Below are 12,060 nucleotides of genomic sequence, written 5' to 3'. Positions count from 1 at the left end.
CGCGACACCTTAAACGAAGCCTGTGAAATTGCAGAGCGGGCAGAAGATCTCGCATCTGCACCGACCCGAGCATCGTTCATCTCGATTGGGTAACGAGGCCGTCGACCCCTGGTGTCGACCGCCTCCCGGCTATATGTTCCGAGGGCCAACAAATAGCCGACGCACCCACGTCGGCCTCGAGCAGGACAGCGCAGTACAGCTCGATCTGGACCGGTTCGACGATGAACCACGGCCGCCACGCTCCCCGGACACCCGGGGGAGCCGCGGCCGGTGTCGCCCGGGCAGATCCCATCGAAAGGATCCGCACCATGACCACAGCACGAAAGATCTCCGTCGCGGCCCTCACGGTCGGCCTCGTCGCCGGTCTCGCCGCGTGTGCCCCCGCCGGCTCGTCCGGCGGAGGCTCGGGCGGCGGCGACGCCTCCGGCGCCGACTGCAACGTCGGCATCAGCATGCCGACCCGCAGCCTCGAGCGCTGGATCAACGACGGCGAGGGCCTGAAGGAGAAGCTGGAGGGCGACGACTGCACCGTCGACCTGCAGTACGCCGACAACAAGACCGACCAGCAGATCAGCCAGATCCAGAACCAGGTCGCGGGCGGTGCGAAGATCCTCGTCGTCGCCGCCATCGACGGCCAGACCCTCGGGCCCGTGCTCGAGGACGCCGCCTCGCAGGACGTGAAGGTCATCGCCTACGACCGTCTCATCAACGGCACGGAGGCGGTCGACTACTACGCCACCTTCGACAACTACAAGGTCGGCCAGCTGCAGGGCGAGTACATCGTCGACCAGCTCGGCCTGGCCGACGGCGAGAAGGGGCCCTTCACGATGGAGCCCTTCGCCGGCAGCCCCGACGACAACAACGCCGGCTTCTTCTTCGCCGGTGCGTGGGACGTCCTGCAGCCCTACGTCGAGAGCGGCGTCCTCACGGTGCCGAGCGGCAAGGCACCGGCCGACGACGACGGCTGGAAGGCCATCGGCATCCTCGGCTGGGGCTCGGACGACGCCCAGGCCGAGATGGACAACCGCCTCCAGTCGTTCTACACGGGCGGCGAGAAGGTCGACGTCGTCCTCTCGCCCAACGACAGCCTCGCCCTCGGCATCGAGGCCAGCCTCGACGCCGCCGGCTACCAGGCCGGGTCGGACTGGCCCATCATCACGGGCCAGGACGCCGACGTCGCCAACGTCAAGGCGATCCTCGCCGACCAGCAGTCGATGACCGTCTGGAAGGACACCCGTGAGCTCGGCACCCAGGTGCAGGCGATGATCGCGTCGATCGTGGCGGGCGACGAGCCCGAGACGAACGACACCGAGACGTACGACAACGGCGTCAAGGTCGTCCCGGCGTACCTGCTCGACCCCGTCGTCGTGACGAAGGACGACGTCCAGTCGGTCCTCGTCGACTCCGGGTTCGTCGACGCCTCCGACGTCGGTCTCTGATCCCACCTCCCCGTGCCGGCGGCGGCCCCCTCGGGGCCGCCGCCGGCTCCCCGACCCGGAACGAGGACCACATGGACGACGTCATCCTCAAGATGACCGACATCGTCAAGGAGTTCAGCGGCGTCCGCGCGCTCGACGGCGTCTCCGTCAGCGTGCGCCGCGGCGAGGTGCACGCGATCTGCGGCGAGAACGGCGCCGGCAAGTCGACGCTGATGAAGGTGCTGTCGGGCGTCTACCCGCACGGCAGCTTCGACGGCGTCATCGAGCTCGACGGCGAGCCCGTGCGCTACTCGTCGATCAACGACAGCGAGCGCGACGGCGTGGTGATCATCCACCAGGAGCTCGCGCTCAGCCCGTTCCTGTCGATCGCCGAGAACATCTTCCTCGGCAACGAGGTGCAGCGCGGCGGCGTCATCGACTGGAACCGCACCAACCTCGAGGCCACGGCCCTGCTGGCCAGGGTGGGCCTCGCCGAGAGCCCGGTCACCAAGGTGCTCGAGCTCGGCGTCGGCAAGCAGCAGCTCGTCGAGATCGCCAAGGCCCTGTCGAAGGAGGTGAAGCTGCTCATCCTCGACGAGCCGACGGCCGCCCTCAACGACGATGACTCGGCGCACCTGCTGGGGCTGATCGACCAGCTGCGCGACCAGGGCATCACCTCCATCATCATCAGCCACAAGCTGGGCGAGATCCGCGCGATCGCCGACACGGTCACCGTCATCCGCGACGGCAGGACCATCGAGGCGTTCGCCGTCGCGGACACCCCGGAGATCGAGACGCGCATCATCCGCGCCATGGTCGGCCGGCCGCTCGACGCCCAGTTCCCCCCGCGGGTGCCCGACATCGGCGCCGAGAAGCTGCGCGTCGAGGACTGGACCGTGCACCACCCCGTCGACGCCGACCGCGTCGTCGTCGACCACGCGTCGTTCACGGTGCGGGCCGGCGAGATCGTCGGCTTCGCCGGGCTGATGGGGGCAGGGCGGACCGAGCTCGCGATGAGCCTCTTCGGCCGCTCCTACGGCAGCGACATCTCGGGCCGCGTCTACAAGGACGGCGTCGAGATCCAGACCCGCACGGTGGGGGAGGCGATCCGCAACGGCATCGCCTACGTCACGGAGGACCGCAAGCGCTACGGCCTCAACCTCATCGGCAGCATCACGGTCAACGTCTCGGCGGCCGCGCTGGGCAAGCTCGCCCGGCTCGGCGTCATCGACCGGAACCGCGAGTACGCGGTCGCGGACGACTACCGCCGTCAGATGAACATCAAGACCCCGTCGGTCTCGTCCGTCGTGGGGAACCTCTCGGGCGGAAACCAGCAGAAGGTCGTCCTCAGCAAGTGGATCTACTCGGGACCCGACGTGCTGATCCTCGACGAGCCCACCCGGGGCATCGACGTCGGGGCGAAGTACGAGATCTACGGGATCATCGCCGAGATGGCCGCCCAGGGGAAGGCCGTCATCGTCATCTCGAGCGAGCTGCCCGAGCTGATCGGCCTCTCCGACCGCATCTACACCATCGCCGAGGGGCGGCTCACGGCCGAGCTCTCGCGCGCCGACGCCAGCCAGGAAGAGCTGATGCGCCACATGACCGCGACCAGGAACCTAGGAGCAGAAGCCTCGTGACCACCACCGCACCTCCTCGTCCGTCCGCCCCGCCGCCCGCACCGCAGCCGATGCCGGGGGCCAAGCGGCGGCTGCGCATCGACATGCGCCAGTACGGCATCCTCGCCGCCCTGCTCGTGATCGTGCTGCTGTTCCAGGTGCTGACGGAGGGCCGCCTGCTCTACCCGGGCAACGTGAGCAACCTGATCCAGCAGAACGCCTACGTGCTGATCCTCGCCATCGGCATGGTGATCGTCATCATCGCGGGCCACATCGACCTCTCGGTCGGCTCCGTGGTCGCCACGGTCGGCGCGGTCGCCGCCCTCGCCATGAACGACTGGGGCCTGCCGTGGGGCGTCGCCGTCGCGCTCGCGCTGCTCGTCGGCGCGCTGATCGGCGCGTGGCAGGGCTTCTGGGTCGCGTTCGTCGGCATCCCGGCGTTCATCGTGACGCTGGCGGGCATGCTCGTGTTCCGCGGCATCGCCCTCGTGCTGCTCACGGGCGGCACGATCAGCGGCCTGCCCCGCGCGTTCAACTCGATCGGCTCGGGCACCCTGCCGACGACGGGCCAGCCCGACCTGTTCACGCTCGGCATCGGCCTGCTCGCCTCGGCGGGCCTCGTCGCGCAGCAGCTGCGGGCCCGGGCGAACCTGCGCCGGCTCGAGCTGCCCCGCGAGCGGCTCGTCTCGTTCGTGCTCAAGATCGCCATCGCCGTGGCCGCGATCATGTACCTCTGCTACCTGCTGGCCTACAACCGCGGGACGCCGATCATCCTCATCGTCCTCGCGACGCTCGTGCTGCTGTACTCGTTCCTGCTGACGCGCACGGTCTTCGGACGGCACGTCTACGCGATGGGCGGCAACCTCTACGCCGCCATGATGTCGGGCGTGAAGACGAAGTGGGTGACCTTCGGCATCTTCGTCAACATGGGCCTGCTCGCCGGCCTCGCCGGCGTCGTCAGCACGGCGCGCGCCGGCAGCGCCGTCGCGTCGGCCGGCCAGAGCTTCGAGCTCGACGCCATCGCCGCGGTGTTCATCGGCGGCGCCGCGGTGCAGGGCGGAATCGGCACCGTGGTGGGCGCCGTCATCGGCGGCCTCGTCATGGGCGTGCTCAACCAGGGGCTCTCGATCCTCTCGGTCGACGCGGCCTGGCAGCAGGTGATCAAGGGCCTGGTGCTGCTGCTCGCCGTCGCCTTCGACGTCTACAGCAAGCGCCGTCGCCGCTGAGCCCGGCGCCGGCGCGGCACGGGGCCCGGGGAGTCGTCTCGCGACGGCGCCCCGGGCCCCGTCCCGTCGTCGGCCGGTCGAGGGGCCGAGGAGGCGGCGGGCGTCAGCCCGAGACGCGCGACAGGAACTCGCGGGCCCGCTCCGTGCGCGGCGCGGCGAAGAGCTGGGCGGGCGGCCCCTGCTCGGCGATGCGCCCGGCGTCGAGGAACACCACCCGGTCGGCGACGTCGCGGGCGAACGCCATCTCGTGCGTCGCCATGAGGATGGTCGTGCCCACCTGCTTCAGCGTGCGCACGAGGTCGAGGACCTCGCCCACGAGCTCGGGGTCGAGGGCGCTCGTGATCTCGTCGAGCAGCAGCACCGTGGGCCTCGGCGCGAGCGCCCGCGCGATGGCGACGCGCTGCTGCTGACCGCCCGACAGACGGTCCGGGTACGCCCGGGCCTTGTCGCCGAGCCCGACGCGCTCGAGCAGCTCGAGGGCGCGCGCCTCGGCCTCGGCCCGGGGGCGGCGCAGCACGTGCCGGCTCGCGAGCGACACGTTGTCGAGCACCGTGAGGTGGGGGAACAGGTTGTAGTGCTGGAACACGACGCCGATGCGGGCGCGCACGGCGTCGACCCGCACGCGCGGGTCGGTGACGTCCTGGCCGTCGAGCACGATGCGCCCGTCGTCGACCTGCTCGAGCAGGTTCACGGTGCGCAGCAGCGTCGACTTGCCCGACCCGCTGGCGCCGATCAGCGCGACGACCTCGTCGCGGGCCACGTCGAGGTCGACGCCGTCGAGCACGGTCGTGCCGCCGAACGACTTGCGGACGCCCTCGAGGCGCAGCACGACCTCGGCGTCGTGCGCCGCGCCTCCTGCGGTCGTGCCGGGCTCGGCTCCCTGCTCGGTCACACGACGCTCCCTGCCTGCTCGCGACGACGGAGGCGGGCCGACAGCCAGTCGGTCAGCCAGACGGTCGGCAGCGCCAGGAGCACGAAGAGCAGCCCGGCGAGCACGTACGGGGTGAAGTTCGCCGCCGTCGCGGTCTCGATCTGCGCGGCGCGCACGGCGTCGACGGCGCCGAGCACCGAGATGAGCCCCACGTCCTTCTGCATCGAGACGACGTCGTTCATCAGGGCCGGGGTCACCTTGCGGATCGCCTGGGGGAACACGACGAGCCGCAGCGTCGCGGCGTGGCTGAGGCCGAGCGAGCGGGCCGCGAGCCGCTGGGACGGGTGCACCGCGTCGAGCCCGGCGCGGATGACCTCGCTGACGTAGGCCGAGTAGGTGAGCACGAGCGCGACCGTGCCCCACACCTCCGCCGGCAGCCGGGGGATGCCGAGGCCCAGCCCCGGCACGCCGAAGCCGACGAGGTAGAGCACGATGATCAGCGGCAGGCCGCGGAACAGGTCGGTGTAGCCGCGCACGAGGGCACGCACGGGGAAGAACACGGGACCGCGCAGCGTGCGGAGCGCCGACAGCACCGTGGAGAGCACGGCCACGCCCACGAGGGCGACGAGGAGCACGCGCACGTTGAGCCAGAGGCCCTCGAGCACGCGCGGCCACGCCGCCACCAGGGTGGGGCCGTCGAAGAAGCTGAAGCGGACCCTGTCCCAGCCGGGCGTGCTCGTCACGGCCCACCAGGCGAGCGCGGCGAACGCGACGGTGCTGACGGCGGCGATCGCGATCGACCGCGCCGACTGTCGCCGGCGGTACGCGCGGCGGCCGAGCTCGAGGTCGCTGACGGGCGGGCCGTCGACGGCGACCGCCGTGGGGGCTACGAGAGCTCCGTCAGGTCGTAGTCGGCCAGCCACTGCTGCTGCAGCCGGTCGAGGGTGCCGTCGGCGCGCAGGGCCTCGACGGCGTCGGTCACGTCGTCGGTGAGGGCGCTGCCGAGGGGCAGCACGATGCCGAGCTCGTCGCTCGCGCCGTCCTCGGCGGCGAGCTGGCCGAGCACGACGCCGCCCTCGACGAAGTAGGTGGCGGTCGGCACGTCGAGCACGATGGCGTCGACCTGGCCCGCCTCGAGCGCCGCCTTGGCGTCGTCGTTCGAGTTGTAGGCCTGCACGCCGCCCTCGGGGTCGATGACCGTCTCGGCTGCGGTGAAGCTCGTGGTGCCGCTCTGCGCGCCGATCGCCAGGTCGGCCAGGTCGGCGACGCTCGTGGCGCCCTCGGCGGCGCTGCCGGGCAGCGTGACGACCGCCTGGCGGGTCTCGTAGTAGGGGGCCGAGAAGTCGACGGCCTTGGCTCGCTGCTCCGTGATCGAGAACTGCTGCAGGTTCAGGTCGAACGTCTTCGGGCCGGGGGCGATGGCCTCGTCGAAGGTCGAGCGCACCCAGACGACGTCGTCCTCGGCGTAGCCCAGCTGGTCGGCGACGGCGTAGGCGAGCGCCGCCTCGAAGCCCTCGCCGGTGGTCGGGTCGTCGTCCTCGACCCAGGGGCTGTAGGCCGGCTCGCCGGTCGCGACGGTCAGCTTGCCCTCGGTGACGAGGCCGTCGCCGGACCCGCCCGAGCCGGAGGTGGGGGCGCAGGCCGACAGGGAGGCGACGGCGGCGACGACGGAGACGGCGGCGGCCGCGAGACGGAGACGGGTGCGGGGCATGAGGGGCAGGATATCCGTCCGCGCGCGCGAGGGCCGCCTGCGAGGCGCCGTGTGACGCCGGGCGGCTAGCCTTGCCCGCATGACCGTCGCCGCGCCTCCTCGTGCCCCCGGCGCGGACGGCGGCCCCCGGCGGCTGACCGCCCGCGTCGCGGCGCACCCGGTCGTGCTCTGGTCGGCCTTCGTGCTGGTGCACCTGGTGGTCGGGCACGCGGCCCTGACCGGGCCGAACCAGCCGATGGGCGACGTCTGGAGCGTCTACCGCACCTGGATGCAGCAGGGCGTGGGAGGCGGCGACTGGGTGGGCGTCGACCGCCCGTGGGTCTACCCGCTGCTGGCCGCCGTGCCGATGCTGCTCGCGCGGGTCGGCGGCGACGAGCACTACGGCCAGGCGTGGCTGACGATCGTGCTGCTGCTGGACGCCGGTGCCTTCGCCGTGCTCGCGGACCGGGGGCGCCGGGCCGGGGCGGCCTGGTGGTGGCTCGCGTTCCTGCTCGCGCTCGGCCCGATCGCCCTCGGCCGCATCGACGCCGTCACGGTGCCCTTCGCGATCGTGGGGCTGCTGCTGCTCGGGTCCCGGCCGCGGGCGGCCTCGGTGCTGCTCACCGTCGCCGCCTGGGTCAAGGTCTGGCCGGCCGCCCTCGTCGTCGCGGCCGTCGTGGCGCTGCGGGGCCGGGCCCGCCGCGACGTCGTCGTCGGCGCCGTCGCGACCACGGTCACCGTCGTCGCGATCTCGCTCGTGCTCGGCAGCGGCGCCACCGTGCTCGGGTTCGTGGGGGAGCAGGCGGGGCGGGGCCTCCAGGTCGAGTCGCCCACGGCCACCGCGTGGCTGTGGCGCGCCGACGCCGGGGTCCCCGGCACATTCGTGTACTACGACCACGACATCCTCACCTACCAGGTCGAGGGCGACGGCGTCGGCGTCGCCGCCCGGCTGACGACGGTGCTCATGGCGCTCGTCGTGCTGCTCGTGGTGCTGCTGGGGGTGCGGGCCGTGACGAGGGGCGCGTCCGCGACTCGCCTCCTCGCGCCGCTGTCGCTGGCGTTCGTCACGGCGCTCATCGTCACGAACAAGGTCGGCTCGCCCCAGTTCGTCGCCTGGCTCGCGCCGCCCGTCGTGCTCGGGCTCGTGCTCGCCCGCCGGGGCGGACCGTCCGCGGCCCTGCCCGCCGTCCTCGCGCTGGGGATCGCCGGGCTGACCCAGCTCATCTACCCGTGGGAGTACCAGGCGCTGCTCGGCGTCGAGCCGTGGATGCTCGTCGTGATCACCGTGCGCAACGCCGCCGAGGCGGTGCTGCTCGTCGTCGCCCTCGTGCAGCTCTGGCGGGCAGGGGCGGTGCGGCCGCAGGCCGCCGGTGCGAGGATGACCGCATGATCGTCGCCTTCTCCGTCTCACCCAGCGGCGGCCCGTCCGCCGGCTCGCTCGACCCAGAGGCGCACGGCGACTCCGTCCATGAGGCCGTGGCCGCGGCCGTCGCGGTGGTGCGCGCGTCCGGGCTGCCGAACCGCACCTCCTCGATGTTCACCGAGGTCGAGGGCGAGTGGGACGAGGTCATGGACGTCGTCAAGCGGGCCACGGAGGCGGTGGGCCGGTACGGCACGCGCGTCTCGCTGGTGCTCAAGGCCGACATCCGACCGGGGCGGACCGGCGAGCTCGACGGCAAGGTGGCGCGGCTGGAGCAGGCGCTCGGCGAGCAGGGCTGACCCGCCGCGCGCCCGTGCACGACGAGACCCCCTGCCCCTCCGACCGGAGGAGCAGGGGGTCTCGTCTGCGGGGCGTGCTGCGTCAGCCGGCGAACGCCGCCGCGGCGCGGACGGGCGTCGCGACCGGAGCGACGGCCGTGGGGGCGCTGCCGCCGGCCGGCGCCGGCGCGGGAGCCGGGGCCGGGGCGGGCGCCGGGGCGGCGGCGATGGCGGTGACGGCGACCGCGGCCTGCAGGCGCAGGGCCGAGGTGGTGCCGGTCAGCGTCAGCGTGTAGTCGCCGCCCGCGTCGTCGGCGGGCACCACGAGGGTACCGGTTACCGCGCCGTCCTCGTCGGCGACGAAGGTCGTGGCGAGGTCGTCCGTGGTGCTGCCGGTGCCGTAGCCCGTGGTGACGGTCTCGCCGGGCAGGAAGCCGGTCGCCGAGACGGTGACGCCCTGGGTGCGGATCGCGTCGGCCGAGACGGTGCCCGGAGCGACGGCGATCGTCGGGGTGGGCGTGAAGCGCGTCGTGACGCCGTCGACCGTGATGCTCGACACCGTCGCGGGCTCCCGCTCGGGGAAGCTCAGCAGGAAGCCGTAGGCGCTGACCGTGGCGTCCGTGCCCGCGAAGTCGGCCTCGATCTGCTCGGCGGTCTGCGGGCCGCGTCCCGTGACGTCCTGGCCGTAGGTGGCGTCGGGCTCGAGGCCCGTCGCGCCGGTCTCCGTGCTGAACCGGACGTTCTCCAGGACGAAGCCGAACTTCGCGTTGCCGGTGGTCACGAAGTCGGCCGAGGCGATGAGTTCGGTGAGCGACGCCACGGGGACGGCGGTGGCGGTGCCCGTGAGCAGGAACGCGCCGGAGCTGCCGTCGGCGCGCAGCCCCTCGGGGCCGAAGGTGAGGCCCCAGTCGGTCGTGGGCCGTTCCGAGACGTACTGCCAGGTGCCGGGGGCGAACTCGCCGTCCAGGGGCGTGAGCTGTGCGGGCGTGTTGACGTACTGCGTCGTCGGGTCCGCGTCCGCGGCGGCGAGAGCGGCGCCGGACGAGAGGAGGAGCGAGCTGCCGGCGGCGAGGGTCGCCACGACGAGGGCGAGGGGCTTCGTGATCTTCACGGTGTCCGTTCGGGTGAGGAGGGTCGGGGTGTCGTCCGCCCGCGATCGCCGATCCGCGCCGTGGTGGGACGCTCAGACACTAGGGGAGCGGACCGGCTCCGTGGGGCGGCACGAGGCGGTCGTGTCCTTATCGATACCGCGAGGTACGGACGGGGGCCTCGAGGACGCAGGCGGCCCGGAGGAGCAGCGCGCGCCTCCTGCCCGTAGACTCGTCCCCCAGGCGCTCGTCCGTGGTCATCGAATCGATCCGATCGCGGCGCGCTGCCTCCCGCGCACGAGCTCGACGGCGAGCACCCTGCCCTACCGCATCCGCACCTCGCCCCACCGACCTCGGAGGCAGCCGCCCGTGATCGTCCTCACCACCCGCCGCAAGACCCTCGCCCTCGTCGCGCTCGCCCTCGGCGGCTTCGGCATCGGCTCGACCGAGTTCGTCGCCATGGGCCTGCTGCCGAACATCGCCCAGGACCTGCTGCCCGGCCTGTACGCGCAGTCGTCCGACGAGGGCATCGCGCGGGCCGGCTGGCTGGTCAGCGCCTACGCGCTCGGTGTGGTCGTCGGCGCGCCCACCATCGCCGCCATGTCGTCGCACCTGCCGAAGAAGAAGCTGCTCATGGGGCTGCTGTCTCTCTTCGTCGTCGGCACGGTGCTGTCGGCCGTGCTGCCGTCGTTCGGCTGGGTGCTCGGGGCGCGCTTCTTCGCGGGCCTGCCGCACGGCGCCTACTTCGGCATCGCCTCGATCGTGGCGGCCACCATCATGGGCCCGGGCAACCGCGGCAAGGGCGTCGCCCTCGTGCTCAGCGGCCTCACCATCGCGAACGTGGTCGGGGTGCCGGCCATCACGGCCCTGGGCCAGGCGCAGGGCTGGCGCGCCGCCTACCTCGCCGTCGCGGCGATCTTCGCCCTCACCTTCGTGGCCGTCTGGCTCGCCGTGCCCCGCATGGAGGGCGACTCGTCGGCGTCGATGCGGCGCGAGCTCAGCGCGTTCCGCAAGCCGCAGGTCTGGCTCGTCATGGGCGTCGGGGCCATCGGCTTCGGCGGGTTCTTCGCGGTCTACAGCTACATCGCCAACGCGGTCACCGAGGGCGCGGGCGTCGACGAGGGCGTCGTGCCGTGGGTGCTCGTGGGCGTCGGCCTCGGCATGACGATCGGCAACGTCGTCGGCGGCTGGGCGAGCGACAAGAACCTCAAGGCCGCGCTCACGGTCGGCTTCGTCGGCCTGATCGCCGCGCTCGTCGCCTACGCGCTGCTCGTCGACGGGATCGTCGGGATCTTCGCGACCACGTTCTTCCTCGGCCTCATGAGCTCGATGATCGGGCCGTCGGTGCAGTCGCGCCTGATGGAGGTGGCCGGCGAGAGCCAGGTCATCGGTGCCGCCCTGAACCACTCGTCGATGAACCTCGGCAACAGCGCCGGGGCGTACCTCGGCGGCGCCGTCATCGCGGCGGGCTTCGGCTTCGCCGCCCCGGGCTGGGTGGGCGTCGGCCTCGCGCTCGCGGGCGTCGTGCTCACCGTGGTGAGCTTCCGGCTGCAGGCGACCGGCGACGCCCGCCAGGCCGCGCTCTGCGCCGCCGCGAGCGAGGCGGACCACCAGGAGGACACCGACACCGGGTCGGTCTTCGTCGTGCAGCAGCGCTAGCCCCGGTGGCGCCGACGACGACGGCCCGGCCACCCCGCGAGGGGTGCCGGGCCGTCGTCGTGCCGCCGCTAGAAGCTGGTCTGGGCCGGTGCGTCGGTCTGCAGCAGGATGCCGTCCTGGATGGCGCGCTTCCGCAGCGCGACCTTCGTGCCGACGTCGTAGCCCGCGACGCGGTACTTCTCGCGGATGCGCTTGAGGTAGCTCTTCGCCGTCTCTTCGCTGATGCCGAGCTGGTACGCCACGGCCTTGACGGGCTCGCCGCCGCCGTAGAGCGCCATCACCCGGCGCTCCTGCGCGCTGAGCTTGGGCACCCCGCCGATCTCGGCGGCGTTGAGGGCCAGGTCGAGCTCGGCCGAGATGTACGACTCGCCCTTGGCGGCGGAGCGGATGGCCTCGACGATCATCTCGGCGTCCTCGCTCTTGACGAGGTAGCCGAGGGCGCCGGCCGCGAGGGCCTCGCGCACGACGTTGGGCTCGGAGTAGGTGCTCATCAGCACGGTCTTGACGCCGGTCGTCTTGAGCGTGTTGATCTTGAGCGAGATCGGGATGCTGTCCTTGAGGTCGAGGTCGAGCAGCACGACGTCGACGGGGAACTCGGGGTGGGTCAGCAGCTCGGGCCACGACGCGACGGCCGCGACCATCGAGATGTCGCTGGCGGCGCCCCGGATCCACTCGCTCAGGGCGCCGAGCAGCATCTTGTGGTCGTCGACCAGGGCCAGACGGATGCGGTCGTCGGGTGTCGTCACGGGGCGGTCCTTCTTTCGTAGGAGGTGGGGTCCATGCTAGACGGA

The 12,060-nt window shown here is 72.3% G+C and carries 11 protein-coding genes; 6 read left to right on the top strand and 5 right to left on the bottom strand.

Annotated elements, in window-relative coordinates; genetic code table 11:
* The first annotated feature begins 308 nt into the window (after positions 1-308).
* The 3 genes from chvE (at position 309) to mmsB (ending at position 4,263) form a co-directional block, all read left to right on the top strand.
* Positions 309-1,439 (top strand): multiple monosaccharide ABC transporter substrate-binding protein, encoded by a 1,131-nt coding sequence (gene chvE / locus FHR78_RS02575; RefSeq protein ID WP_166758935.1) that lies wholly within the window; start codon positions 309-311, stop codon positions 1,437-1,439.
* 71 nt (positions 1,440-1,510) lie between these two features.
* Positions 1,511-3,058 (top strand): multiple monosaccharide ABC transporter ATP-binding protein, encoded by a 1,548-nt coding sequence (gene mmsA, locus FHR78_RS02570; protein ID WP_166758934.1) that lies wholly within the window; start codon positions 1,511-1,513, stop codon positions 3,056-3,058.
* A gap of 50 nt (positions 3,059-3,108) precedes the next feature.
* On the top strand, positions 3,109-4,263 hold the full coding sequence (gene mmsB, locus FHR78_RS02565) for a multiple monosaccharide ABC transporter permease (RefSeq protein ID WP_166759670.1): 1,155 nt from the start codon (positions 3,109-3,111) through the stop codon (positions 4,261-4,263).
* 103 nt (positions 4,264-4,366) lie between these two features.
* Here the strand turns inward: mmsB and FHR78_RS02560 are convergent, their stop codons facing one another.
* From FHR78_RS02560 to FHR78_RS02550, 3 genes are read right to left on the bottom strand one after another with little or no spacing between them, the layout of a single operon-like run.
* Positions 4,367-5,092 carry an amino acid ABC transporter ATP-binding protein gene (locus FHR78_RS02560; RefSeq protein ID WP_347878084.1) on the bottom strand — a complete coding sequence of 242 codons (726 nt, stop codon included), beginning with the start codon at positions 5,090-5,092 and terminating at the stop codon, positions 4,367-4,369.
* Between the two features lie 59 nt (positions 5,093-5,151).
* Positions 5,152-6,057: an ABC transporter permease subunit gene (locus FHR78_RS02555; RefSeq protein WP_166758932.1), complete on the bottom strand. Its 906-nt coding sequence runs from the start codon at positions 6,055-6,057 to the stop codon at positions 5,152-5,154.
* Positions 6,021-6,845: an ABC transporter substrate-binding protein gene (locus FHR78_RS02550; RefSeq protein ID WP_166758931.1), complete on the bottom strand. Its 825-nt coding sequence runs from the start codon at positions 6,843-6,845 to the stop codon at positions 6,021-6,023. The genes FHR78_RS02555 and FHR78_RS02550 overlap by 37 nt, the downstream gene beginning before the upstream one ends.
* 79 nt (positions 6,846-6,924) lie before the next feature.
* Between FHR78_RS02550 and FHR78_RS02545 the strand changes: the two genes are divergently transcribed.
* Positions 6,925-8,214, top strand: a complete 1,290-nt coding sequence (locus FHR78_RS02545; RefSeq protein ID WP_166758930.1) for a glycosyltransferase 87 family protein — start codon at positions 6,925-6,927, stop codon at positions 8,212-8,214.
* Positions 8,211-8,543, top strand: coding sequence for a thiamine-binding protein (locus FHR78_RS02540; protein WP_166758929.1), 333 nt, complete (start codon positions 8,211-8,213; stop codon positions 8,541-8,543). Before FHR78_RS02545 ends, FHR78_RS02540 begins: the two co-directional genes overlap by 4 nt.
* Before the next feature lie 82 nt (positions 8,544-8,625).
* On the opposite strand, the gene FHR78_RS02535 is transcribed toward FHR78_RS02540, so the two are convergent.
* The gene (locus FHR78_RS02535) at positions 8,626-9,633 is read right to left on the bottom strand and encodes a hypothetical protein (RefSeq protein WP_166758514.1); all 1,008 of its coding nucleotides are present in this window, start codon (positions 9,631-9,633) and stop codon (positions 8,626-8,628) included.
* Between the two features lie 346 nt (positions 9,634-9,979).
* Here FHR78_RS02535 and FHR78_RS14955 point away from each other — a divergent pair, with 346 nt between their 5' ends.
* Complete coding sequence (locus FHR78_RS14955) at positions 9,980-11,269, top strand: MFS transporter (protein WP_166758928.1); 1,290 nt, start codon at positions 9,980-9,982, stop codon at positions 11,267-11,269.
* Between the two features lie 68 nt (positions 11,270-11,337).
* Here FHR78_RS14955 and FHR78_RS02525 read toward each other — a convergent pair whose 3' ends face one another.
* A complete protein-coding gene (locus tag FHR78_RS02525; protein WP_166758927.1) occupies positions 11,338-12,015 on the bottom strand; it encodes a response regulator in 678 nt (225 codons plus the stop codon).
* Positions 12,016-12,060: the final 45 nt, after the last annotated feature.

This window comes from Frigoribacterium faeni, assembly GCF_011761235.1.
GTDB classification, from domain to species: domain Bacteria; phylum Actinomycetota; class Actinomycetes; order Actinomycetales; family Microbacteriaceae; genus Frigoribacterium; species Frigoribacterium faeni_A.
This window is presented reverse-complemented; position numbering and strand designations above follow the sequence as displayed.

Bases quoted from the DNA above. Each gene is read 5' to 3' on its own strand.
- chvE (WP_166758935.1), top strand. From the start codon at position 309: ATGACCACAGCACGAAAGATCTCCGTCGCGGCCCTCACGGTCGGCCTC.
- mmsA (WP_166758934.1), top strand. From the start codon at position 1,511: ATGGACGACGTCATCCTCAAGATGACCGACATCGTCAAGGAGTTCAGC.
- mmsB (WP_166759670.1), top strand. From the start codon at position 3,109: ATGCCGGGGGCCAAGCGGCGGCTGCGCATCGACATGCGCCAGTACGGC.
- FHR78_RS02550 (WP_166758931.1), bottom strand. From the start codon at position 6,845: ATGCCCCGCACCCGTCTCCGTCTCGCGGCCGCCGCCGTCTCCGTCGTC.
- FHR78_RS02545 (WP_166758930.1), top strand. From the start codon at position 6,925: ATGACCGTCGCCGCGCCTCCTCGTGCCCCCGGCGCGGACGGCGGCCCC.
- FHR78_RS02540 (WP_166758929.1), top strand. From the start codon at position 8,211: ATGATCGTCGCCTTCTCCGTCTCACCCAGCGGCGGCCCGTCCGCCGGC.